The sequence below is a fragment of the Streptomyces sp. NPDC047869 genome, from assembly GCF_040704065.1.
Taxonomy (GTDB): Bacteria; Actinomycetota; Actinomycetes; order Streptomycetales; family Streptomycetaceae; genus Streptomyces.
In genome coordinates this window covers 45,672-70,165 of record NZ_JBEYRK010000007.1, presented here as the reverse complement: position 1 = coordinate 70,165, position 24,494 = coordinate 45,672, and the positions used below count along the sequence as shown (strand labels likewise).

Sequence of the window (24,494 nt, the reverse complement as noted above, 5' to 3'; positions counted from 1 at the left end):
TCAGGCATCACCCAAGCGTTGTATCGCTGCCTTAATCTCGCTGAGTTCGTCCATCAGTCGGTCGATGGCGCTGTCCAGGACGAGTACCGGGTCGTGGAGAGACCAGAAGCTGGCGACACCTTTCAGTTCCTCCTCCCAGTACGTGTCCGGATTGCTCACCGGGAGTCCCAGGTGCCGGGCCAACTCGACGAATCCCGGGCCCGGTACCCGGGTGTCCTGCGCCACCACCAGTGCGGAGAGCATGGGTCTCCCGTGCTGCACTTCCTATTTACTGACGTTCCCGAGTGCCGGGAACAACGTGCGGAAGGGCGGTCGGCTCATTCCCGGGTTCTGTCCCTCCGGGTCGAGCAGCAGCCCCAGTTCCTTGTAGGTCAGACACGCCTCACGCGGCTTCGTCGGATCGGCCTGCCGCGCGCGATTGCTCAGGACACGGTGGATGTCGCGTTCCGCCGGCGTCAGGGTGACCACGTCGAACTCCCAGCATAGGAACGGCCTCTGGAGGCCACGGCTTGGTCTACGGAGGCCCGCAGGCAGCGGCAACTTTAGGGCACCTCGTATGTCTGTGGAAGCGGACCAGGCAAGGAGGCGTTCCCGGACTTGTCAGTGCCTGTTCTCGGTTCGGACGGCGTCGACGTTTGGCCCTCGTGCGGCTCGTGCGCATCCCGGTCGGCCAACGAGCCGATCGGGGCTGCGTACCTGTCGCAATCGACGTGATCCCATGACCAGGCCGCCCCTCAACCGTCAGACTGAACTGAAACGTTGATGGAGGTGCGGGTGACAGGTCGGACATGTGACGGATGGGTTCACAGCCTGAAGGCAGAAACTCTGTGCTTCACCGGCAAGATCGTCGTAGACGGCCAGTGGATGGTTCGCACGGAGTGCGCCCGAAAAGCCAAGCAGCGCGGTGCAACGACCAAAACCGACTTCTCCAGCGGGATCACCCTCGTCGTCCACGGCGATCTCGCAGGCAAGCAGGTCTCCGATACCCGGAGGAACTACAGCGGCACGTTGGTCACGGCCGAGCGTGAGCGTGAACAGGGTCATCATGTGCATGTGGTGGATGGAGACGGCTTTGGCGAGCTCATTCATGGCTTCTCCGCACCGTGCCTGGAGTTGCGGCGCTCCCCGCAGGGCGGCGGCCCCATGGTCGTCCCCGCGCATGCCGCCTACGGCGTACTGGGCGCCCCTCTTCGGGCCCGCAATAGCGGTCGGCACCAGCCGACAGAGCTCACCGTGGATCTCAGTTCGCTGGACGAAGGAACCGCGGCCCACGAGTCCACCGTGGAAGCGCTCATCAGGCACTTGGCCGGCAGGGGCATCGAGGTGCATTCTGACGCCCGCAACAGCCCGAGGTTCGACGCAGGCTGGGCAATCGGGCAGGACATTTTCGTCGCCGAGGTGAAGAGTCTGACCGGTACGAGTCAGGATCAGCAGATTCGCTTGGGCATCGGTCAGGTGCTCGACTACGCGCATCAGCTTCGGCTCACGGTCTCCGGCCGGTCCATGCGGCCAGTCCTCGTACTGGAGAAGGCACCGGCAGACGACAGGTGGATCTCGCTGGCCCAGGAGTTGGGCATCCAGTTGACTTGGGCGCCGGCCTTCCACGGAGTTTGAGCCGCGTCGAGCAGACCAGCGTCCGATTGCCGACAGAGTCGGCGCGACACGTGAGGGGGACCCATGAAGCTCACCTATTTCTGCTTCGAAGGCACGCCGGAGGAACTCGATGCCTCCGAGCTGGTTCACAAGCTCGTTCACCAGCAGTCCGCCCCAGCCCACGCAGCTCGGCAGGCACCCACGGTGGCTGCTCATCCCGACAACGACGAAGAGGTGGACTTCCGGTGGCTCATCGAGGGCGACGTGCCGGGAGTCGCGGAGGAGGGGCAGGAAACCGTGAAGGCGCAGCTCGCTTTCAACCCCGCTGCCCAGCAGTTCATCCACTTCTTGGCGGAGGCCGGCTCCTGGAAGAGCGTCGGGGTCCATGGCATCAAGCGCAAGACATGGCGGGAAGGCGATTCGCTCGACTACTCCGGCTACCTCCGGCTACGCCGGAAGGGAAGCCAGTACGGAGGCTTCGCCTACGCCTTCGCGTCGACAGGTGTGATCAACTTTCGCTTGCGGCACAGTGACGAGATCAAGGAGCTGGCCCCGGACGCCTATGCCCTCACCACCGGCCACCGTCAGTACAGGGTGAGCATTCAGGTCCGCGACGAAGAAACACTGAGACAGGCGCTTGCCTTGGCCGAACTCGCCTACAGCGCTACATGACAGTCGACTGAGCAGCCGTGCTACGGCGGCTCGCTTCAGGGTCAACGTACCGCTTTGTGGCGATATGTTCGCATCGTGTGGCACCTCAGTCCGGTCGTGCAAGGTATGTCCTATAGTCCTGTCCTTCACGAAGTCTTCCCATGTAGCAGGCAACCATTAGGATCTCCGAGAGGTCCGGATCTGGGGATACGGCGGGCTTCAAGGGAACGAACGAGTGGGGACAGGCATGCGGGAAGGCCGGTGGGTCACGGTCACCGAGTCCGAGTTCGATCACGAACGCCGCGGCCTGGAGGCGATCCGGGAGAAGCTGCCGGACTCCGACCCCTGGCGTGCCTGGTCGAACTTCACCTTCACCGCGAACACCGGCCACGTCCGCGAGGTCGACCTGCTGGTCGTCGCCCCCGGCGGCCTCTGCATGATCGAGCTCAAGGACTGGCACGGGTCGGTCACCTCCGAGAACGGCACCTGGGTGCAGACCACGCCCAGTGGTCACCGCCGTACGCACGGCAACCCGCTGCACCTCGTCAACCGCAAGGCCAAGGAGCTGGCCGGCCTGCTCGCCCAGACCGGCGCCAAGCGGGTCTGGGTCGCCGAGGCCGTCTGCTTCACCGACAACAGCCTCCGCGTACGGCTGCCCGCCCACGACCAGAACGGCGTGTACACCGTCGACGAGCTGGTCGACATGCTCAAGCAGCCTCCCGCCGACGAACGGCGCCGCGTCACAGCGATCAGCTCGCGCGAGGTCGCGGCGGCCCTGAAGAGCATCGGCATCCGCAAGAGCGACGCCCAGTACAAGGTCGGCCCGTACGAGCTGGAGCGGAAGTCCTTCGACTCCGGGCCCACCTGGGCGGACTACCTCGCCCGCCACAGTGACCTGCCCGAGGCCGCACGTGTCCGGATCTACCTCAGCGAGCGCGGCTCCGACGCCTCTCTGCGCCAGTCCGTCGAGAACGCCGCCCGGCGCGAGGCCGCGGTGCTCGGCCGGTTCAAGCACCCGGGCGTCGTCCAGCTCAAGCAGTACTTCCCCTCCGGCCACGCCGCCGGACCCGCGCTGATCTTCGACTACCACCCGGACACCCTGAAGCTGGACGAGTACGTGGTCCAGTACGGCGAGAAGCTGGACATCCTCGGCCGGATGGCGCTGGTGCGCCAGCTCGCCGAGACGATGCGCTCCGCGCACGCCAGCCGCATCCACCACCGCGCGCTCGCCGCCCGCTCCGTCCATGTCGTCCCCCGGCCGCGCGGCCGGAAGGGGCAGGCCGTCGGGGAGGAGGCCGCCTGGCTCACCCCGCAGCTCCAGATCTCCGACTGGCAGATCGCCACCCAGCGCAGCGGCGACTCCTCACAGGGCCAGGGCATGACCCGGTTCGCGCCGACCGCCCTGTCGGCCATGCACCTGTCCGACGACGCCGACGCCTACCTCGCGCCGGAACTCACCGCTCTCCACCCCGACCCGGTCTACCTCGATGTGTACGGGCTCGGCGTCCTCACCTACCTGCTGGTCACCGGCAAGGCCCCGGCCGCCAGCCAGGCCGAACTGCTGGCCCGCCTCGAAGCGGGGGAGGGCCTGCGCCCCAGCTCCCTGGTGGACGGCCTATCCGAGGACGTGGACGAGCTGGTGCAGGCCGCCACCGCCTACCGCCCCGGGCAGCGCCTCTCCAGCGTGGACGAGTTCCTGGAGCTGCTGGAGGTCGTCGAGGACTCCCTCACCGCCCCCGCCGCGGCCCTCGACGCGCACGCCGAGGACGAGACCGGTGCGACGGCCGACAAGGACCCGCTGGAGGCCGTCGCCGGTGACGTGCTCGCCGGCCGGTGGGAGGTCCGCCGACGCCTCGGCACCGGCTCCACCAGCCGCGCCTTCCTCGTCCGCGACCTGGAGGCGGAGACCCGCAGGACGCGCCCCCTGGCCGTGCTGAAGGTCGCCCTCTCCGACAGCCGCGGCGAGATCCTCGTCCGCGAGGCCGAGGCCATGCGCCGCCTGCGTCCCCACTCCGGCATCATCCGTCTCGTCGAGCCCGAGCCGCTGCAGATCGGCGGCCGCAGCGTCCTGGCGCTGGAGTACGTCGGCGACGAGCGCGAAGACGGCGGCCAGGGCACGGAGGGCGCGGCCCGCCCGCGCCGCCGCGAGGAGACCGTCGCCCGCCAGCTCCGCGAGCACGGCCGCCTCCAGGTCGACCAGCTCGAGGCGTACGGCGACTACCTCTTCGGCGCCGTCGACTTCCTCGAGGGCGAGGGCGTCTGGCACCGCGACATCAAGCCCGACAACATCGCCGTCCGCATCCGCCCCAACCGCACCCGCGAGCTGGTCCTCATCGACTTCTCGCTGGCCGGCTACCCGGCGAAGAACACCGACGCGGGCACCGACGGCTACCTCGACCCCTTCGTCGACGTCATCACGCGCGGCTCGTACGACTCGCACGCCGAGCGGTACGCCGTCGCCGTCACCCTGCACCAGATGGCCTCCGGCGAGCTGCCCAAGTGGGGCGACGGCAGTGTCCTGCCACGCATGACCGACCAGAAGGAGTGGCCGCACCCGACCATCGCGGCCGAGGCATTCGACCCGGCTGTACGGGACGGCCTCGTCGCTTTTTTCCAGAAGGCTCTGCACCGCGACGCGAGCAAGCGGTTCCCCGAGCTCAAGCCGATGCGGGACGCCTGGCGCAAGGTCTTCCTCGACGCCTCGCAGACCGTCCCCTCCAGCCACCGCACCCGCCCCGCGGCCCCCGCCGAGGGGACCGCACCCGCCGAGGGCGCCGCCGCGGCCATCGCGGACGCCGAGCCGGAGACCGCCGAGCAGCAGCGCGACCGCCTCGCCGCCGAGGTCACGCGCGACACCCCGCTCACCGTCTCCGGCCTCACGCCCGCCGCCCAGTCCTTCCTCTACGGCCTCGGTCTCACAACGGTCGGCGAACTCCTCGACTACAGCCGCCGCAAGCTCGTCAACGCCCCCGGCCTCGGCGCCAAGACCCGCAACGAGGTCCAGCAGCGCCAGCGCGAGTGGGGCGTGAGGCTGAGCGAGGTACCCGTCTCGCCGCTCACGCCCAAGGGCCGTGCGGAGGCGAAGGAGGAGCTGGAGCAGCTCACCGCCGCCGAGTCGGCCCTCGTCGGCCGGCTCGCGACGGGCGAGTCGGCGGGCGCGCTGTCCGCCCGCACCCTGCGCTCCGTCAGCCTCGACACCCTCGCCACCCTCTTCGTACCGGCCGTCAACAACAACGGCTCCAACCGCAGCAAGGCGGAGATGGTGCGCCTGCTGCTGCGCCTGCCCGACGAGCACGGCGTCCTGCCCGGCATCGGCGTCTGGCCGAAGCAGAAGGACGTCGCGGACGCGCTCGGCCTGAGCCACGGCCGCATCCCGCAGATGCTCAAGGACGAGCGCAAGCGCTGGAAGGCGGAGGCCGCCGTCCAGGCACTGCGGGACGAGATCATCGACCTGCTCGTGAGCATGGGGCGCGTCGCCTCCGCCGTGGAGATAGCCGACGCCCTCGCCGTCCGGCGCGGCACGCACCTCGCCGGGCGTGAACAGCGGCGTGCGATGGCCCTGGCGGCGGTACGAGCCGTCGTCGAGGTCGAGCAACTGGTTCCGCAGGAAGCCGAGTTCCAGCACCAGCCGAACCGCAAGGCGACCGACGAGTCGCTGGGCGCCGGCCTGCTCGCCCTCGACGTCCGCGAGAACGACGCCCCGGACACCCCGACCGCGCCCGGCCTGCTCGACTACGCGACCCGGCTCGGCAAGACGGCCGACCGGCTCGCCCGGCTGGACACCCTGCCGACGGCCGCGACCGTCCTGGCCGAACTGGGCGCGCTCACGGTCCCGCCCGGCGCCGTCGACTGGGACGAGCGGCGCATGGTGGAGCTGGCCGCAGCGGCGTCCGTCAACGCCGCCGCCACCCCGCGTCTGGAGATCTACCCGCGCGACCTGCCGCTCGTCCGGGCGCTGCGCCTCACCCAGGCCGGACTCGTCCGCTGGATCCCGGGCCAGTCCGAGGGCCGGCAGCCCGGCCTGACCGGCGAGGACGTGCACGAGCGGGTCCGCGCCCGCTTCCCCGAGTTGGGAGTCCCGGACGGGCGCGGCGGCACGACGCACGAACTTCCGACCGGTGGCCCGCTCACCAAGGCGCTGCGCGACGCCGGCTTCGAGCTGTCGCTGAGTATGCGCGAGGACACGGGCACCCTGCGCTACCTGCCGACGCGGGTGGACGACGCGTCCAGCTACCTCACAACGGGGGCGTGGCGGCAGTCGACGCGTACGGGCGCGGTGACGCGGTACGCGGACGACCCGCAGCTCGCGGGCGCGGTGCGCGCGGAGGAACGGCTGCTCGCCTCGGCCCGGCGGGACGGGTACCGGGTGCTGACCGTACGGCAGCAGCTCGTGCGGGACGCGGTGCGGGAACTGGGCGCCGAACGGCTGGGCGCACAGGCCCTGTCGGTGACCGAGCTGTTCCTGGAGGCCTTGCACGGGCAGGTCACTCCAGGCACCAAGCCGACCTGGGAGACGCTGCTCAAGGCGGACGCCGCCGAGCCGGGCTCGAAGGGCGCGGTGCGGTTCGCGGAGTACGCGCGGACGGCTTGGGGCTCGGTCGAGCCCCGGATCGTGGAGCTGCTGGGCAACGGTGGCGGTGGTGCGGGTCCGGTCCTGCTGACGGAGGCCGGGGTGTTCGCCCGGTACGACGCGATGGGCGTCCTCGATCGGCTGGCGTCGGCGGCCCGGCGGGGCGGGCGGGGGCTGTGGCTCCTAGTCCCGCAGAGCGACCCCTCGCGCGAGCCGAGGCTCGGGCAGGTGGCCGTGCCGTACCAGGCCGGCCTGGGGGAGTGGATCCAGCTTCCGGACACGTGGGTGGGCAACGCCCACCGCGGGTCCGGTCAGGTTGTGGCAAGTGGTGTCGAGGGAGACGCGAAGTGATCGACCGCAAGGCTCTGTTGAACGACCTGAAGCAGCAGGTCAAGGCGGTCGAGGCCGACCTCGGCAAGCAGGTGAAGGCGCTCGGTGAGGTCGGCGCGAGGCTGCGTTCCGAGTACGACCAGGCGCGCAAGCTGGGGCGTACGGCGGCGACGTGGAACTCGTGGCTGGACGAGCGGGTCACGCAGGTCGCGGTGGCGTGGGTGCTGGGGTCCGTCTTGGTGCGGTTCTGCGAGGACAACCGGCTGATCCCGGAGCCGTACCTGACGGGGACGGACGGGGACCGGCGCGAGCTGGCGGAGTCGCGGTACGACGAGTATGTGGAGGAGGACGAGAACCCGACATACCGTGGGTGGCTGCGACGAGCCTTTGCGGAGTTGGGTGACGGGAAGGCCGGGCGGCTGCTGTTCGATAGCGACCATAACCCGCTGTATCAGATTCCACTGTCGCATGACGGTGCGTGTGAGCTGGTCGAGTTCTGGCGGCAGAGGGACGAGGCCGGCCTTCTCGTTCACGACTTCACCGACCCCCTGAACGAGGACGGCACGGAGGGCTGGGACACGCGGTTCCTGGGCGACCTGTACCAGGATCTGAGCGAGGCCGCCCGGAAAACGTACGCGCTGCTCCAGACGCCCGAGTTCGTGGAGGAGTTCATCCTCGACCGGACGATGAATCCAGCGGTGCGGGAGTTCGGGTACGAGAAACTGAAGATGATCGACCCTACGTGTGGGTCGGGACACTTCGTGTTGGGGGCGTTTCGGCGGCTCGTGCGGCTGTGGGCTGAGGGGCAGCCGGGGAAGGACGTGCACGAGCGAGTGGCTGCCGCACTGAAGTCCGTACATGGCGTAGATGTCAATCCGTTCGCGGTGGCCATCGCTCGATTCCGGCTGCTGGTTGCGGCGATGGCAGCGGGCGGTGTGCGGACACTAGCTGAAGCGGCGAAGTATGACTGGCCTGTGTATCTGGCTGTAGGAGACTCGCTGATCAAGTCCCGCCGCTCTCAGCAGGGGAATTTGTTCGGCGGCATGGAACAAAACCTCGTTGATAAGCTGGCCGAGTTTAAGTACGCCACGGAAGACGTGCACGAGTACACGGATATCCTACAGCCGGGTCGGTACCACGTGGTGGTGGGGAATCCGCCGTACATCACGGTCAAAGACAAGACGCTCAACGCTTTGTATCGAGAGCTGTATCCGGCGTGCGCGGGCAAGTACGCACTGTCGGTGCCCTTCGCTCAGAGGTTCTTCGAGTTGGCTAAGCGCGGAGACGCCGAGGGGCGTGGCTATGGCATGGTCGGCCAGATCACCGCCAATTCGTTCATGAAGCGGGAGTTTGGGGCAAAGCTTATCGAGGGGTACTTCGGACACGCCGTGGAATTGACCGAGGTCATCGACACCTCGGGGGCTTACATCCCGGGGCACGGAACACCGACGGTCATTCTGGTAGGCAGGCAGCGAGGAGGGGACAGCCGCTCACCGGTCGTCCGAACCGTCCGCAGTGTGCAGGGAGAGCCTGGCGCGCCGGAGAACCCCGAGGAGGGCTTGGTGTGGCGGGCGATTGTAGAGCAGATTGACAAGCCCGGTTCGATCAGCCAGTGGGTGTCCGTGGATGACCTGGATCGCGAGAAATGCTTCAGTAAACAGCCATGGGTCCTCGCCGATGGTGGCCAGGAGATGCTGGAGCAGATCGATACGGCGCGGCAGGGGATTCTGAAGCGCCATCTGCACCGGATCGGGTTCTACGGGATCATGGGGGCGGACGATGCCATGAGTGCCGCTCCGCGCGTGTTCAAGCGTGTCAGCGCCGAGTCCGCGTACGTCCGGCGCCTTGTCGTGGGGGACGAAGTACGGGACTTCCAATTCGCCGACGGAGATGACGCCTTCCACCCATACGACGACCGCGGTGAGTTGGTTAACCCGGAAACCTTTCCGAACCTCGGCATGTGGCTGTGGCCGTATCGGACCGAACTCGGAAACCGTGCCACGTTCTCAGGGAAAACGTACTTTACGGATGGCCGGTCATGGTGGGAATGGCATCAGCGTCCCAAGGACCAAGGGGCGCACCGGTGGGCCATTCCGTTCGCGGAGGTGGCGACGCACAATCATTTCGTACTGGACCGGCATGGGCACGTTTTCAGGCAGACTGCTCCAGTAATCAAGCTGCGAGAGGGAGCGAGCGAGGAGGAGCACTTGCGACTCTTTGGTCTACTCAACAGCTCCACCGCTGCATTCTGGCTCAAGATGGTCTGCCACAACAAGGGCAGCACGGTCGACTCCAAGGGGGCTCGGCAGTCCACACTACCCTTCGAGGACTTCTATCAGTTCAACGGTACCAACGTGGCGCAGTTCCCCCTTCCCGCTGACTCCCCCATCGAGCTGGCCACCGCGATCGACACCCTCGCTCAGCAGCTTTCCGCCGTCTCGGCCTCGGCTGTGGCCAAAAGTAAAATGCCCACTGCCCTTGTTCTTCGCGAGGTCAAATCCCGCTGGACGTCTCTTCGCGCCCGCATGATCGCTCTGCAGGAGGAACTGGACTGGCAGGTCTACTCTCTCTACGCCCTACACAGCCAAGATCTACGCGCTCCTGAGGACTCCGTCCCTGAACTCGCCCTAGGAGAGCGGGCCTTCGAAATCGTGCTTGCGCGGCGGGTGGCCGCCGAAGAGGCATCCGACGACTGGTTCCGGCGTCATGGAACGACTCTGGTTGAGGAGATCCCCCCCCACTGGCCGACGCCTTACCGGGAGATCGTTCAGAAGCGCATCGACGCTATTGAGTCCTCCCGTGCCATCGGCATGATCGAGCGCCCCGAGTACAAGCGTCGCTGGGCTACCGAGGGCTGGGACGCGATCCAGGAAAGGGCTCTCCGCTCCTGGCTGCTGGACCGTATGGAGAATCGCAACCTGTGGTTCGACGAGAACGGTCAGCCAACCATCCTCACCCTGGCTCGCCTGACTGACGTGCTCTCGCGCGACGAGGACTTTGTCTCCGTGGCCAAGCTGTACGCGCCCCGCAGGGAGCTGGCAAAGGTCGTCGCCGAGCTGATCACCGATGAGCACGTGCCGTTCCTCTCCGCCCTGCGCTACAAGCCGTCCGGCCTGAAGAAGCGTGCCGACTGGGAGGAGGTGTGGGACCTGCAGCGCCAGGAGGACGCCGCGCCCGACGAGCAGGCCAAGCGGAAGATCAGGGACTCCATCCCCGTGCCGCCGAAGTACACCTCGGCCGACTTCCTCCGGTCGTCCTACTGGAAGGCGCGGGGCAAGCTGGACGTGCCGAAGGAGCGGTTCATCTCCTACGGGCAGACCAATGCCGCCACCCCGGAGCTGTATGGGTGGGCCGGCTGGGACCACAAGGAGCAGGCGCAGGCGCTGGCGACCTACTTCACCAACACCGCGCTGACCACCGAGGAGATCACACCGTTCCTCGCTGGCCTGCTGGAACTCCAACCCTGGCTATACCAGTGGCACAACGAGTTCGACATGCTCTACAGCGGCTCCCCGGCCGACTTCTTCGCCGGTTACCGCCAGCAGAAGCAGGGCGAGCACGGACTCACGGACGACGACCTCCGTGGCTGGCGTCCTCCGGCCGCGACCCGAGGTCGTCGCGCAGCAGTGAAGCAGTAACCAGGAGTAGATCGACATCCGTCGGTTCAGGGGCCACCCGGTGCGTGAGCGGGTGGCCCTTTGCCTGCACGTGCAGCTCCGCCCACACCGTCTTGCCCGGGGCTGCTGCTCGAGTGCTGACGCCCCAGTCGTCCGCGAGGGCGGCGACCAGGAGCATGCCCCGGCCGGACTCCGAAAGTGAGTCGGTCACCGGGTTGCTGGCCGGAGGCCGTTTCTCAGTGCGGGTGTCGGTCACCGCGATACGGAAGGTGCCCTCGGCCAGGGTGAGTTGAACGTGGAAGTCCCGGCCGGGGACGTGGCCGTGGCGGACGGCGTTGGCGGTGAGTTCCGACGTGATGAGGGTGAGCGTCTCGTTGACCGGGGTCGAGTAGGGATGACCCCAGTCGTTCAGGCGGTGCGAGACGAGTCGGCGGGCGAGGCGGGCGCCGCGCGGCGTCGAGGTGAAGCGCATGGTGAACTCAGGTTCGGGTGCGGAGTGCTGTGCCATGTGCCCGTTCGGGGGAGTTGCGGACTTCATGCGGTCAACGGTCGCGGACTCTGCGTAGCGTTGACCAGGAGCAACGCGCTGACGGGTACGGGCTGTACCTGCAGGTGATGCGCTTGTCCGTGATGCGAGGCGTGACCGGTTCCCGGGCTGCACGTTGGGCGGGCGGAGGCCGGTGACTGCGAGGGGTGTAGGGGAGGAGCTACGGCGTGGATGACGAGGTTCAGCAGCCGGAGTACGAGGTTGGGGCAGGCATTCTTTGCTTGTTCGGAAGGCAGTTGAAGCTGTTCCGGGAGCGGGCGGGGATGGACCGTGCGGGGTTCGGATCGCTGACCGGATACTCGGCCTCGACGATCGCGTCGTTTGAGCAGGGCAGGCGTGTTCCACCGGCGAGGTTCATCGACCAGGCGGACGAAGCGCTCGGGGCCGGTGGAGTGTTGAACGCGAGCAAGGAAGAGGTGGCTCGGGCTCAGTATCCGGCGTTCTTCCGGGACGCGGCCAAGTTGGAGGCCGAGGCGGTTGAGCTTCACGTGTATGCCAACCAGGCGGTGCCCGGACTGTTGCAGACGGAGGAATACGCGCGGGCGGTGTTCATCAACTGGCGGCCTCTGCTGCATGAGGACGTGGTCGAACAGAGGGTGACGGCGCGCTTGGCTCGGCAGGAGATTTTCTGCCGCACGCAGTTGCCTACCCTCAGCTTCGTCATCGAGGAGTCGGTACTGCGTAGGCCACTGGCCGGGTGGGGGGTCATGCGAGGGCAGTTGGAGCAGATCCTGCTCCAGGGACAACGGCGTAACGTGGAAATCCAGGTGATGCCGACTGAGCGGGACGAGCACGCCGGACTGGCTGGTCCGTTCACCTTGATCGAGACGAAGGAAGGGCGGAGGATCGCGTACGTGGAGGCTCAGCAGGACAGCCGCCTCTACACGGCGCGGAAGCCAGTCCGGGAGATCGAGGAGCAGTACGGACTCCTTCGGGCCCAAGCACTCACTCCGCGCGAGTCGCTGGCCTTCGTCGAGAAGTTGCTTGGAGAGAGATGAACGTCGAACAGCCTGTACCTGAGTCGGCCTGGTTCAAGAGCAGCTACAGCAGCGGGGCTGGCGGCGAATGCGTAGAGGTCGCCGCCGCCCCCAGCAGGGTCCACGTCCGCGACTCGAAGGACACCACCCGTGCCGCACTCGCCGTGGAACCCACGGCCTGGGCCGCCTTCGTACAGTTCGCGGCACGCTGACAGAGGTGGCGCCGACCGCAGGGCCCTTCGGCGGGCATGTGCTTGCCGAGGGTCCTGCGCATGTCCACCCCGGGCGAGCTCGGTTCGCGACGGCGGTCGCCTTCCCAGGAGCGCGGTCGGCATGCTGGCGAACCCGGCCCGCACCACACCGTCACTTGCATAACGAGGTCTCAACGAAGCTGATGCATGCGGCACTTGAAGTACGGAGCGACTGTAAGTTCCTGCCATGAAACAGGGTAAAGAGGTCGAGAATCCCGAGTCGCGCTTCTTCGCGGTGCTCCTGGCGGCGGCCAAGCTCCCCGGTGTGCGTATCCACCGAGAGGCATACCTCCGGACGGCGCTGCGGCGCCACTGCACCGAGGATGAGATCCGCAGAGCGATCGAAGAGTCTCCCGCCGCGGCGGGCATCACCGTCGCCGTTCTGGAGAAAGCGGCGAACGACTCGATCCGCTACGAGACAGCCAAGGTCAGTGCCCTCTCCGCCGCAGCCGGGATACCCGGCATCCTCGCCCTTCCCGCCACGGTGCCCGCCGACGTTGCACAGTACGTCGGCCACATGCTGCGTATCGCGCAGAAGCTCGCCTATCTCTACAGTTGGCCCGAACTGTTCTCCGACGAGGGTGACGACGTCGATGACGCCACCATGGGGGTGCTCACGCTGTTCTTCGGCGTGATGTTCGGCACCCAGTCGGCGAACGCCGCTGTGGGGAAGGTCGCGGGGATGATGTCGGAGCAGGTGGCCAAGAAGCTGCCTCAGAAGGCGCTCACCAAGGGCGTCGTCTATCCCATAGTGAAGAAGGTCGCGGCCTACATCGGCGTCAAGATGACGAAGGACTCGTTCGCGAAGGCCGTCTCGAAGGCGATCCCTCTCGTAGGGGCTGCCGTCTCCGGCGGGTTCACCTTCGCGACCTACCTTCCGATGGCCAAGAGGCTCAAGAAGCACCTCGCCGGCCTGCCGCTGGCGGACCCGTCGCACCGAGTGATGGAGGGGGAAGTCGTGGACGGTGAAGTCGTCGAAGAGTACGAATCCTTCGTCCCGGCACAGGCTGAACCGCACGGCGTCGACTCCGCTGCCGTCAAGCTGGAGGAACCCGGGTCCTGACCCCGCGAGTGGCCTCCTGGCTGCCGAAGGGGCCCGCCTTCCGCCTTCGACGGAGGTGCGGGCCCGGGTTCGCAGCTGTCAGACACCTTCGCCGCCACCGCGTTCAAGGACGACGCGGAGCCGGGCTTCTGCTGGACCCAGTACGCCGGTCACGGGCCCGGCCCAGAGTGGATGGGTGACCCACGCTCCGTGCTGGAGATCGGCTGCGGCACCGGCCGTGCTCTCGTCCACCTTGCTCGGCGAGGCATCACCGCCCTCATCCTTTGCCCACCTTGATCGGAACTTTGCCGCCCCTTTGTCAGGCCCGCGAAAGCAAGCCGGCTCGGTGAACTACCGTCTTCGGGCCGGTCAGCCGACTCAGGGGGAGCAGAAGACACACCATGGGCGACCACAGCGACGGCAAGATACTCGACATCAAGATCGCCGATCTGAAGGCGACGGCCCCGCGTTTCCACACGCACAGCTCCGACCTGGCCAAGGCGCTGACCAAGCTCAAGACCGCTCTGGCGGCGGCCGGTTCGCCGTGGGGTGACGACGAACAGGGACGGAAGTTCCACGAGTCCTACGGCCCGCACGTCAAGAGGATGGAGACCGCCGCCGGGATTCTCGCGCTCGGCCTGGCCAGCATCGAAGCGGCCATGACCGACATGGCCGACAGTCACATCGACAATGAACTGCTGATCCGCTCGATGTTCAGCAAGATCCAGACCGCCCCGCACGACGGCCACGGGAACGCGCGGTGAGCGCGGCCGACAAGGCCAAAGAGATCGTCCAGGACCTGACCGGCATGTGGTGGCCGGATGCCGACGAAGGGGGGCTGCGGGACGCGGCCAAAGCCTGGCGGGACTTCGCCGACGACCTGGAAGACGTGACGGCCGCCGCGAACAAGTCGGCGCACGGCATCATCGAGCACAACAAGGGCGAGGCGATATCCGCCTTCGACGACCCGTTCTGGCGCCGCTACTACCACGACGGCCACGGCTGGCTCCAGGACATGATCGATGGCGCCCGCGACATGGCCAAGGCCCTCGACCAGTACGCCGACGTCGTCCACAAGGCCGTCAAGCATCTGGAACACGAGCTGGAGATCGTCGGCGCCACCATCGTCGCCGGCACCGCCCTCGCGGTCTTCACGCTCGGCATCTCCGAAGGCGCCGCGGCAGCAGCCACCGCCTCGATCCTGGAGCTGTCCGCCACGCTCGGCGTCACCGTGTCCACCGAGATCGCCACCATCGCCGGCACCACCCTGGCCACGGCCGCCATCGGCGGACTCGAGTCGATCACCGTCGACCTCGCCGTCACCCAGCCCGTCGCCATCGCCACCGGTGAGAGCCAGGGCTTCAGCCTCGACGAGGTGAGCGACTCCGCCCGCTACGGCATGGAGTTCGGCGGCGCGTTCGGAGCAGGCGGAAGCACAGCCCGCATCGTCGCCGAGAACGGCGGGACGGTGGGCCTGTTCAACGGCTTCCGGCTGAACAGCGCGGCCCTCGACGAGATGGGCAAGTCCCGTACGTGGAAGCTGATCCAGTCCCCCGACTCGAAGATTCCCGCCGCACCGGCGCGGGCCGGCGACTACGAGCTGGTCTCGGGCGATCCGGTCTACTTCGGCAAGAACACCACCACGGTCGGTTACGACGAGCGCACCCTGAACAACCTGCAACGGGTCGCCCGTGTCCCCGGCGTACACGACGTGGTCGTCCACGGCACGGACGAGGGGGTTTTCGTCCCCGGCCGCATCAACGCCGCGGGGAAGACCCTTACAGACTTCGAAGTGCATCCCAACCACATCGCGGACGCGATCCGCAGCAACCCCAACTACCACGGTGAACCGGTGCGCCTCATCTCCTGCTACTCCGGCGCCGACGCGAGACCGCCCGAGCTGCCCCTCGCGCAGTCCGTCGCCAACGAGCTCGGCGTGCCCGTGACGGCGCCCACGAGCAAGGTGGGAACGTCCCCCCAGCTCGGCCTCAACCAGACCCCCACCATCGGCAACAATGGCTACTGGCGCACCTACCTGCCCATGGCCCACTAGCGGCAGGCTCACAGGAGTGGAAATGATCAAGCGAGCGGGCTTCTACCGGGAGATCGGCGGCCGGGCCACCACGGCAGACGATGCGCCGTCGCTGCGAGATGCCGTACAGGACAGTGGGCCCTGGGACGAGGACCGTATCCTCGCCTACCTGGAATCGGCCCTGGAGATCTACTCCACGATGGGCGCCGAGCGCGACGTCCTCACCGGCGAAGAGTGGATCGTGGGCTCCGGATCCCTGATGACGGATGGCACCTGGCTCTGGCCCGTCGATCTCACGCACTACGTACGTCGTCACCACGCTGCCCTGCCACAGGAGTTCCTGGACCACATCCGGACCAACAACTACACGGTTCCTGTCGTGCCCGACGAACGGGCCAGGCACATTTTCCAGGAGGAGTTCCCGGACCACGCCCCCGCTGCGGCCCGGTCCAAGGCTGCGGGCTTCTTCACCTGGTACGTGCCGAAACTGGACAGCGCGCGCGCCCATCAGCTCCTCACGCATCTGGAGGACGCCGGGCTCTCCGCCGTGCACCCGCTGGCCCATGCTCTCTTCGGGTTCCGTGAGACGCCGGTCGGAAACCGTGAGCCGCTGATGGGTGATGGCGCGGCCCTGGCCGCCGCCTTGGCCGACGATCGATACTCGAAGGCCGAGTTCACCTGCTGGAAGGGCTACGACCAGTCCCTGACCGGCATCGCACGACGCACGGACGAGACGACGCAGAGCATCACGCTGCGCCTCACCGACGTCCCCGTGTCCGACCGCGAGGAGGTGGTCGCGGCACTGGTGCGCACGCTCGATCAGGATGCGGCCGACTGCCGCGGGTTCGTCATCGACCGCGCCGGCGTTTCGGCTTCCCAGGACTGGGACCGCATCCTCGTCGGCGACGGAGGGCACTTCACCGTGTGGCCCGACACCGTCGGCATCCTCCGGGACCGCGTGGGCCACCACCCTGAGCTGGCCGACAGCAAGCCGACTGCTTACGGCCCACTCGACGTCTTCCACCGCGCGTGAACCTTCGGCTGCCCTACCGTCCCCGGCACTGGTCCGACGGTCCTGATCGGGGTTCCGGCCGTTCAGGGTGCGGACGCCGTCGGTTGATCGATCCTTACCGAGGGGGTATACAGCGGAAGGGGCAGCGGGCGCCCGTCCGGCGGCTGGACGTTCCGGGCACGGAAGGCGGCCTGTCGTCGCCGTCCGGAGGCGGTGACCAGGGCAGACAGTGAGAGGGGGGCCGTGTCCGGCTCAGAACACGACGACCACGCCGTCGGCGCACAGCTTGCGCATGCCGGCCTCGTCCGACGTGAACACGGTGATCGGGCCGGGCTGCCGCACGGCGACGGAGGCGAGGGCCGCGTCGATGGCGTACTCGTGCCCGTGCAGGCCCGTCTCCTTGAGAAGGCTGGTCGTCTCCTCGGCGATCTCCTCGGTCACCGGCGCGGTACGGGGCAAGGAGGGCCATCAGTGCCAGGCCGGCGGGCAGCGCGTCGGACGGTATGCCTCGATGAGGGTCATCGGCGCGGTCATGATCCGGGTTGGGGACGCTTTGGCCACCTTGAGGCGCCTCTTCATGTCGGCCTCCCCTCGGACCGTCCGGGAGAGGCCCTCGCTGCCGAGCGGGTATGCCCCCTCGCCCGTCACACAGCCTCGCGAGGCCGCTCAGGCGCGTTCTCGGCGGCGGCCCGGTGGGCGCGGGTGAGCTCGACGTGCTCGCGCTCGATCTCCCGGCGCCCGGCTTCGGCCTGCGCCGGCTACTCCTCGGTGACGGGGCCGTATCCGGCCTCCAGCCAGTCGGCGAGTTCCCCCGGACGATCCTGCTCCCGCCGGCGCTCCATGGCGTGCGGCACGTAACGGCTGAAGCCGCCGGGGCGGCCTCGGCCCGGACGGCCTCGGTGGGCTCCTCGGGAAGCGTCACGGTGTACTTCCTGGTTGCCATACCGTTGACCACCGAGGGGCCGATCGGGCAGTCAAGCGACAACCAGGCACCCGAACGATCAAGTACAGGCGGTGGCGGAGGCCACCAGATGGAGAGCGTGACCGGTAATGGCCCAGCAGCCGCCCCTTCTCCGCGATGTCATCGAGATCAAGGAGTCCATCTCCACCTCGGACTTCGTGCTGTCCCTCGCCGAGGCGACGACACCCGAGGGCGCCGAGCACGCGCTCAAGGACTACGTCGTCACCGAGCGGCTGCTGGAGAACTTCGACGAGGCGCTGAAGCTCATCAAGTCCTCGCTCGACGGGCACCGCTCCAAGGCCGCGTACCTGCACGGCTCGTTCGGTTCCGGTAAGTCGCACTTCATGGCCGTGCTGTACGCGCTGCTCAGCGGCAACCCGGCCGCCCGTGCCCGGACCGAGTTCGACCCGGTGCTGACCAGGCACGAATGGCTGAGCACGGACGGCAAGAAGTTCCTGCTCGTGCCGTACCACATGCTCGGCGCGAAGGCCCTCGAGCAGCGGGTGCTCGGCGGGTACGTCACGCACGTCAAGAAGCTGCACCCGGACGCCCCGACCCCGCAGGTGTACCGGACCGACTCCCTCTTCGCCGACATCCGCGCCATGCGCGCCAACATGGGCGACGAGGCCGTCATCCGCGGCCTGGGCACCACCGGCGCGGACGACGGCGAGGAGGACGAGTGGGGCGAGGGCTTCGCCTGGACCCCGCAGCTCCTCGACACCGCGCTCGCCGCCGAGGAGAACCACGAGGCGGGCGTATCGCTGAATCTCCTCAACCCCTCCACCCCGTCCGAGCTGCGGGCCAAGCTGGTCAACGACGCCGGCACCAACCTCCTCCCCGGCTTCACCAAGAACGCCGCCGAGGACGAGCACGGCTTCGTCTCCCTGGACGCCGGTCTGTCCGTCATCGCCGAGCACGCCAAGTCGCTCGGCTACGACGGCCTGATCCTGTTCATGGACGAGCTGATCCTGTGGCTGGCCACCCTCATCCACGACCAGAAGTTCGTGGCGCGCGAGGCCAGCAAGATCACGAATTTCGTGGAGGGCGGCGACGCCCGCCGCGCCATCCCCGTCGTGTCGTTCATCGCCCGCCAGCGCGACCTGCGCGAGCTGGTCGGCGAGGAGGTGTCCGGCGCCGCGGAGTCGTCCATCCAGGACACCCTGAACCTGGCCTCCGGCCGGTTCGACAAGATCACTCTGGAGGACCGCAACCTCCCGCAGATCGCCCACGCCCGTCTCCTCAAGCCCAAGGACGCCGAGGCGGCCAAGCAGGTCGACGCGGCCTTCGAGCAGACCAAGCGGGTCGGCCCGCAGGTGTGGGACACCCTGCTCGGCTCGGAGAAGGGCACGACCGGCGCGGACGCGGAGTCGTTCCGGCTGACGTACCCGTTCTCGCCGGCGTTCATGGACACCCTCGTCCACATCTCGTCCGCGCTGCAGCGCTCCCGTACCGGTCTGAAGCTGATGGGCCAGCTCCTCGCCGACCACCGCGACGAGCTCCGCCTCGGCCAGCTCGTCCCCGTCGGCGATCTCTACCCGGTGATCACGGCGGGTGGCGACAAGCCGTTCACCGACAGCCTGAAGGTCGTCTTCGAGGCCGCCGACAAGCTCTACAAGACCAAGCTGCGGCCCTACCTGCTCAGCGCGTACGACATCACCGAGGACGACGTCGAGCAGTACCGCAACCGGCCCGAGTCCCTCACCGACCCGAAGCGGCTGGGCGGCTGCCGCATGTTCGTCGGCGACAACCGGCTCGTGTGCACCCTGCTGCTGTCCGCACTCGCGCCTAGCGTGCCCGCGCTGTCCGAGCTGACCATCCGGCGGCTCGGCGCGCTCAACCACGGGTCGGTCCTCGCGCCGATCCCGGGCGCCGAGGTCGGCATCATCAAGAACAAGGTCGCCGAGTGGGCGGCGAGGTTCCCCGAGATCAAGGAGACGGGCACCGACGCCAATCCCGGCGTGCGGCTGGAGCTGTCCGGCGTCGACGTGGACTCCGTCATCGCCAACGCCCAGGTCAACGACAACCCCGGCAACCGCGTCGCGCTCGCCCGCCGCCTGCTGTCCGAGGAACTGGGCGTCGAGCACGGCCAGTTGAACGACCAGCTCAGCTTCACCTGGCGCGGCACCGCCCGCACCGCCGAGATCGTCTTCGGCAACGTCGCCGACGAGGACGAGCTTCCCGACCACGACCTGATGCCGCAGGAGGAGGGCCGCTGGCGCATCGCCATAGACCTCCCCTTCGACGAGGGCGAGTGGGGCCCGGTCGAGGACGTCAACCGCATCCAGCGGCTGCGCGAGCGCCAGCAGGGCGAGCGGTCCCGCACCGTCGCCTGGCTTCCCGCGCACCTGTCCGCGCAGCGCTTCCAGGACTTCCGGCGCCTCGTCGTCATCGACAAGGCCCTCGCCGACGAGCACCGCTTCGACACCCAGTACGCCGGCCACCTCAACGCCGACAACCGAAGCCGCGCCAAGGGCCTCCTCGAAACCCAGCGCGAGGCCCTGCTCAAGCAGGTCAAGGGTGCCTTCAAGCAGGCGTACGGCCTCGCCCAGAAGCAGCCCGCCGACGTCGTGCCCGACTTCGACGACCACCTCGTCGCACTGCCCGACGTCGACAGCCTCACCCTGTCCTTCGGCCAGAGCCTGCACGACGGCATCCGGCACGTCGCGGGCAGGCTGCTCGCCCACCAGTACCCGGCCCACCCCGACCTCGACCCCGACGCCACCGGCACCGCCGTCAAGCCCGCCGACACCAAGAAGGTGTTCACCCACGTCCGGGCCGCCGCCGAGGCCCGTGACGGGCGGGTGGAGGTCCCGGCCGCCGACCGCAAGCTCATGCAGCGGATCGCAGGCCCCCTGCGCCTCGGACAGCAGAAGGAGGCGTACTTCGAGCTGTCCCGCTACTGGGCCGACCACTTCCGGCAGCTCGCCCGCTCCCAGGGTGTCACCGGGGACCTGTCCCTGATCACGCTCACCGACTGGACCGACAAGCCCGACCCGCGCGGCCTGCCCGACTTCCTCGCCCGGCTCGTCGTCGCCGCCTTCGCGGAGATGGACGACCGGGTGTGGGTGCGCGGTGGGACCGTCCTCGACCCCGCGCCCGAACTGACCGCGATCAAGGACCATGACGCCCTGCGCAGCCAGCCGCTGCCCGCCGAGTCCGACTGGGAAACCGCACGACAGCGCTTCGAGACGATTTTCGGGGCGAAGCCGCCCGCGCTGCGGCGCGGCCGTATGGTCAACCAGTTCGCCCGCCAGATCATCGAGGCCGCCCGCGCCCACCGGGACCACGTGGCCGACCTCGTGCACCAGCTGGAGGCCCACGCCTCCTTCCTCGGCCTCGACCAGACCGCCGACACCGGACGGCTCGCCCTCGCCCGCCGCTCCCTGCAACTGCTGGACGCGGTCACGGCGGAGGCCGGCAAGGGCGCTGCCGGAGCGAAGAAGACCGTGGAGGCCCTCGCCTCCTTCGACCTGGGCGAGAGCAGCGCCGACCGGTACGGCACCTCCATCAAGAAGGCCCGCGTGGTCGCGGAGGCCATCGCCTCCGCCCCCTGGTCCACCCTGGATCTCGCCGCCGGACTCGGCCCCGAGGGCGAGGCGCTGCTCGACTCGCTGCGCAACGTGGCCCGCGACGACCAGCGCACCGCCGACCTGCGCGACGCCCTCGCCCGCACCCAACGCGAGGTCGTCGCCCTGATCAAGCGCAGCCAGCCCGCGATCACTCCGCCGCCCGCGTCCGTCACGCCCCGGGACAGGGCCGACGACCACTCCCTGAACACGGTGACGAGCGACCCGCGGATCCCCTACGACCCGCAGGAGATGCCTTCCCCGGCGAGCGGTGGCGGCACCGCGCGGAAGTCCGGACGCCGCAGCACGACCGTGTCCCGGGCCGCGGCCGATCTCCAGGCCGAGCTGGCCGAGCTGGCCGCCCGGCACCCGAACGCAACCATCGAGATCACCTGGCAGGTCATCGAATGACGGACACCGCCACCGCCGCTCCGGGCGCGGTCCGGCTGAACACCGCGACCGTCACCCAGTACCTGTCCTCGCAGTCCTCCCTCGCCGCCTCCCTGACGGGGGACGGCGGGGGCAGGCGCCGGGCCGTCCTGCTGCGGTCCGCACCCCAGTGGGACGGGCCCGCTGAACTTGCCTGGGGCGACGGCCGTACGGCCGGTGTCGCGGTGGCGCCGTCCCCGCTCGCCGTCCACGAACTCGTCCTCGACCACCTGGCGGGCCGCCGCCCCGGCCCCGCCGTCCTGGTCGTCCTCACCGACCGCGAGCAGCACGAACTCGACCCGGCGATCCTCGCCCGCGTGCACAAGCTGCGCATCGACACGGTCGACAGCTGGGACGTCGTCCGCGAGGCTTTCGGCGCCCGGCAGATAGACCCCCGGCTCAAGGACGTCAACTGGGCCGCCGAGGCACTGCTCGACGCCACCCCGCCCGGCGGCTGGTCGGCCGTGCCCGGCGGCTGGCTGTCCCGCCAGTACGCCCTCACCGCGCTCGCCCAGCGCCGCCTGCGCCTGGGCCGCTACGACACCGACAGCGCGGTCGCCCCCGCGCAGCGGCCCGGTGACGAACGGCTCGACGCGCAGGCCCTGCTGGACTGGTCCACGCGCGCGGGCGGCCCCGAACGGCTCCTCGGGCTGCGTGGCCCCGAACGGACCGGGCTCGCCGCCTTCCTCGCCGAGGACGACCAGGCCGGACTCGCCGGGCGCGCCCTGCTCGCACTCGTCGACGCCGAACGCGGAGCCGACGCGGTCGCCTTCGGCCTGGTGTGCGCGGCCCTGTGGGAGCACGCCGAGCCCGCCCCCGAGACATATCAGGCCCGCGGCCGGGCCGAGCGCTACTTCGGAGACCGGCCGCCGGCCATCGGTGACCAGCTCGACACGCTGGTGTCCGTCTTCGGCCGGGCCGCCGAGAAGTACGTCGTCGCCCTGCTCGCCACCGGCCACCGGACCGTCGGCACGACGGATCCGGACCGGGCGCGCGAGGCCCGCCGCCTGACCGGCATCGTCCTCGACCGGGCGGCGGCCCTGGCCCGGCAGTTCGGCGCGGAGAAGGCCGTCGAGTCCAGCCCGGTGATGACCGGTGGGCTGGAGGCGCGGTTCACCGCCGTAGGACATGCTCTCGCCGTTGCCACCGACACGGACACGGGCGTGGTGGCGGACGCCGTGCGGCACCTGGCGAATCATGAACTCGCCGGTGACCCGGGGGAGTCCGCCCGTATCGAACGGGCCCGGATGGGCCAGCGGCTCGCCCGCTGGCTGGCCACCGAACCGCCCGTCGAGTCACGCACCGTGGGCGACGCCATAAAACGGCACGTCGCCGAGACCGGCTGGGTCGACCTGGCCCTCGAACACATCGAGGCCGGCGGCGACCCCGACCTGGTGCTCAAGGCGGCCTACGACGCTCTCGGCACGCGGGTCCGTGAGCGGCGCCGCGCGATCGACGCCTCCTTCGCCCGTGCACTCGCCGTCTGGACCGAGTCCGGCACCCAGCCCGGCTCGATGCTGGCCGTGGAGACCTTCCTCGACCAGGTCGTGAAGCCCGTCGTCCACCACGGCGAGGGACGGCGCGTGCTGCTCCTCGTCCTCGACGGCATGAGCGCCGCCATCGGCAACGAACTCGCCGAGGAACTGCGCCGTACCTGGGCCGAGTTCGACCCGCTGCCCCATGGCGGGCCGCAGCGTCGCGCCATGGCTGCCGCACTGCCCACCCTGACCGCCGTCTCCCGCACCTCCCTGTTCGCGGGTCGGCTGATGAAGGGCACCCAGGCCGACGAGAAGCGGTTGTTCCCCGCACACAAGCTGTGGGGCGGTGCTCCGGCCGCCGTTTTCCACAAGGACGACCTGCGCGCCGAGCAGGCCGGGGACACCTTCGGTCCCGCACTGACTGAGGCGCTCACCGACGGCAAGACGCACGTCGCGGTCGTCCTCAACACCATCGACGACCGGCTCGCCAAGGAGCAGAAGCTCGGCGACGGCGCCTGGCACGTCGATCATGTCGCCGGGCTTCGTGACTTGTTGCGGGTGGCTGCCGCCCAGGGCATGGCGGTCGTCCTCACCAGCGATCACGGGCACGTGGTCGACCGGCATGGCGTGAGGGTGGAGGTGGCGGAACCGCCGTCCGCCCGGCATCGCCTGCCCGGCGGCGGTCCGCTCGCCGAGCAGGAGATCACGCTGTCCGGTCACCGGGTCGTCTGGCCCGAGCCCGGCGCGACGATCGTCGCCCTGTGGGACGCGGACTCCCGCTACACCGCCCTCAAGGCCGGCTACCACGGCGGCGCGTCGCTCGCCGAGTTCACCATTCCGGTGCTCGCGTTCCTGCCGTTCGGTGCGGAACCGCCCGAGGGATGGCGGGAGTTGGGGGAGCAGCGGCCGGAGTGGTGGTCCACCGTCACGCGGACCGCTGATCCTGTCGCGGCCCGTCCGGTGGCCCCGGCCGCTGTCCCGGCGAAGAGGACGGCGGCCAAGCCGAAGAAGGAACAGGCCGAGCTCGCGAAGACCCACGACGCCCTCTTCGACGTGGCCGTCACGGCGGGGGGCGACGACACGCTCGTCACTGCCACGCTGGTCTCCCCGGACGAGACCCTGGTCAACGGCCTCCTCGCCTCGGAGACCTACCAGGCCCAGCTCGGACTCCTGGCCCGCAAGCCGCCGCAGGAACAGATCAGGAAGGCGCTCGCGACCCTCGTCGACACGGGCACCCTCCCGGTCACCGCCCTTGCCCAGCGCGTCGGCCTGCCACCCACACGGGGCGACGGCTTCGCGGCCGTCCTACGGCAACTTCTCAACTACGACGGGGTCCAGGTCCTGGAAACCCTCCCCGACGGCCGCACACTTCGGCTGCACACGGCCCTGCTGAAGGACCAGTTCGAGCTGAGGTAGAGGTGGGGCGGTTCGCTCGCTT

The 24,494-nt window shown here is 68.9% G+C and carries 16 protein-coding genes and 1 pseudogene; 13 read left to right on the top strand and 4 right to left on the bottom strand.

All coding sequences use genetic code 11. The annotated features are described in order from the left end of the window. Together AB0924_RS11780 and AB0924_RS11775 are read right to left on the bottom strand one after the other, a co-directional pair. Positions 1-243 carry a hypothetical protein gene (locus AB0924_RS11780; protein WP_366911271.1) on the bottom strand — a complete coding sequence of 81 codons (243 nt, stop codon included), beginning with the start codon at positions 241-243 and terminating at the stop codon, positions 1-3. 21 nt (positions 244-264) lie between these two features. Then, complete coding sequence (locus AB0924_RS11775; protein WP_366911270.1) at positions 265-468, bottom strand: hypothetical protein; 204 nt, start codon at positions 466-468, stop codon at positions 265-267. A 306-nt stretch (positions 469-774) separates the two neighbouring features. Between AB0924_RS11775 and AB0924_RS11770 the strand changes: the two genes are divergently transcribed. The 4 genes from AB0924_RS11770 to pglX all read left to right on the top strand — a co-directional run bounded on the left by AB0924_RS11770 (position 775) and on the right by pglX (position 10,782). Then, positions 775-1,614: a hypothetical protein gene (locus AB0924_RS11770; RefSeq protein ID WP_366911269.1), complete on the top strand. Its 840-nt coding sequence runs from the start codon at positions 775-777 to the stop codon at positions 1,612-1,614. A gap of 63 nt (positions 1,615-1,677) precedes the next feature. After that, the gene (locus tag AB0924_RS11765; protein WP_366911268.1) at positions 1,678-2,265 is read left to right on the top strand and encodes a hypothetical protein; all 588 of its coding nucleotides are present in this window, start codon (positions 1,678-1,680) and stop codon (positions 2,263-2,265) included. Between the two features lie 226 nt (positions 2,266-2,491). Next, a complete protein-coding gene (gene pglW, locus AB0924_RS11760; RefSeq protein WP_366911267.1) occupies positions 2,492-7,165 on the top strand; it encodes a BREX system serine/threonine kinase PglW in 4,674 nt (1,557 codons plus the stop codon). Further along, entirely contained in the window at positions 7,162-10,782 is a 3,621-nt protein-coding gene (gene pglX / locus AB0924_RS11755; RefSeq protein ID WP_366911266.1) for a BREX-2 system adenine-specific DNA-methyltransferase PglX, read from the top strand. The genes pglW and pglX overlap by 4 nt, the downstream gene beginning before the upstream one ends. On the opposite strand, the gene AB0924_RS11750 is transcribed toward pglX, so the two are convergent. Next, positions 10,709-11,299, bottom strand: coding sequence for an ATP-binding protein (locus tag AB0924_RS11750; RefSeq protein ID WP_366911265.1), 591 nt, complete (start codon positions 11,297-11,299; stop codon positions 10,709-10,711). The genes pglX and AB0924_RS11750 overlap by 74 nt on opposite strands. Positions 11,300-11,475: 176 nt before the next feature. Between AB0924_RS11750 and AB0924_RS11745 the strand changes: the two genes are divergently transcribed. The 7 genes and pseudogenes from AB0924_RS11745 (at position 11,476) to AB0924_RS11715 (ending at position 16,643) form a co-directional block, all read left to right on the top strand. Next, on the top strand, positions 11,476-12,306 hold the full coding sequence (locus tag AB0924_RS11745; protein ID WP_366911264.1) for a helix-turn-helix transcriptional regulator: 831 nt from the start codon (positions 11,476-11,478) through the stop codon (positions 12,304-12,306). Then, a complete protein-coding gene (locus tag AB0924_RS11740; RefSeq protein ID WP_366911263.1) occupies positions 12,303-12,497 on the top strand; it encodes a DUF397 domain-containing protein in 195 nt (64 codons plus the stop codon). The genes AB0924_RS11745 and AB0924_RS11740 overlap by 4 nt, the downstream gene beginning before the upstream one ends. 226 nt (positions 12,498-12,723) lie before the next feature. Then, positions 12,724-13,599 carry a hypothetical protein gene (locus tag AB0924_RS11735; RefSeq protein WP_366911262.1) on the top strand — a complete coding sequence of 292 codons (876 nt, stop codon included), beginning with the start codon at positions 12,724-12,726 and terminating at the stop codon, positions 13,597-13,599. Positions 13,600-13,674: 75 nt separating this feature from the next. After that, positions 13,675-13,854: pseudogene (locus AB0924_RS11730) on the top strand (class I SAM-dependent methyltransferase); the annotation flags it as partial. A 125-nt stretch (positions 13,855-13,979) separates the two neighbouring features. After that, positions 13,980-14,342 (top strand): hypothetical protein, encoded by a 363-nt coding sequence (locus AB0924_RS11725; protein WP_366911261.1) that lies wholly within the window; start codon positions 13,980-13,982, stop codon positions 14,340-14,342. Then, complete coding sequence (locus AB0924_RS11720; protein ID WP_366911260.1) at positions 14,339-15,631, top strand: hypothetical protein; 1,293 nt, start codon at positions 14,339-14,341, stop codon at positions 15,629-15,631. Before AB0924_RS11725 ends, AB0924_RS11720 begins: the two co-directional genes overlap by 4 nt. A 22-nt stretch (positions 15,632-15,653) precedes the next feature. Next, positions 15,654-16,643 (top strand): hypothetical protein, encoded by a 990-nt coding sequence (locus AB0924_RS11715; RefSeq protein ID WP_366911258.1) that lies wholly within the window; start codon positions 15,654-15,656, stop codon positions 16,641-16,643. 231 nt (positions 16,644-16,874) lie between these two features. Here the strand turns inward: AB0924_RS11715 and AB0924_RS11710 are convergent, their stop codons facing one another. After that, positions 16,875-17,081 carry a hypothetical protein gene (locus tag AB0924_RS11710; RefSeq protein ID WP_366911257.1) on the bottom strand — a complete coding sequence of 69 codons (207 nt, stop codon included), beginning with the start codon at positions 17,079-17,081 and terminating at the stop codon, positions 16,875-16,877. Positions 17,082-17,672: 591 nt separating this feature from the next. On the opposite strand from AB0924_RS11710, the gene AB0924_RS11705 reads away from it, so the two are divergent. Continuing rightward, complete coding sequence (locus AB0924_RS11705; protein WP_366911256.1) at positions 17,673-21,560, top strand: phage resistance protein; 3,888 nt, start codon at positions 17,673-17,675, stop codon at positions 21,558-21,560. Then, positions 21,557-24,472, top strand: a complete 2,916-nt coding sequence (gene pglZ / locus AB0924_RS11700; RefSeq protein WP_366911255.1) for a BREX-2 system phosphatase PglZ — start codon at positions 21,557-21,559, stop codon at positions 24,470-24,472. The genes AB0924_RS11705 and pglZ overlap by 4 nt, the downstream gene beginning before the upstream one ends. Positions 24,473-24,494 lie beyond the last annotated feature (22 nt).

Coding starts and splice junctions, on each gene's coding strand:
- AB0924_RS11715 (WP_366911258.1), top strand. CDS start 15,654: ATGATCAAGCGAGCGGGCTTCTACCGGGAGATCGGCGGCCGGGCCACC.
- AB0924_RS11765 (WP_366911268.1), top strand. CDS start 1,678: ATGAAGCTCACCTATTTCTGCTTCGAAGGCACGCCGGAGGAACTCGAT.
- AB0924_RS11705 (WP_366911256.1), top strand. CDS start 17,673: ATGGCCCAGCAGCCGCCCCTTCTCCGCGATGTCATCGAGATCAAGGAG.
- AB0924_RS11735 (WP_366911262.1), top strand. CDS start 12,724: ATGAAACAGGGTAAAGAGGTCGAGAATCCCGAGTCGCGCTTCTTCGCG.
- AB0924_RS11750 (WP_366911265.1), bottom strand. CDS start 11,299: ATGAAGTCCGCAACTCCCCCGAACGGGCACATGGCACAGCACTCCGCA.
- AB0924_RS11780 (WP_366911271.1), bottom strand. CDS start 243: ATGCTCTCCGCACTGGTGGTGGCGCAGGACACCCGGGTACCGGGCCCG.
- pglZ (WP_366911255.1), top strand. CDS start 21,557: ATGACGGACACCGCCACCGCCGCTCCGGGCGCGGTCCGGCTGAACACC.
- pglW (WP_366911267.1), top strand. CDS start 2,492: ATGCGGGAAGGCCGGTGGGTCACGGTCACCGAGTCCGAGTTCGATCAC.
- AB0924_RS11740 (WP_366911263.1), top strand. CDS start 12,303: ATGAACGTCGAACAGCCTGTACCTGAGTCGGCCTGGTTCAAGAGCAGC.
- AB0924_RS11725 (WP_366911261.1), top strand. CDS start 13,980: ATGGGCGACCACAGCGACGGCAAGATACTCGACATCAAGATCGCCGAT.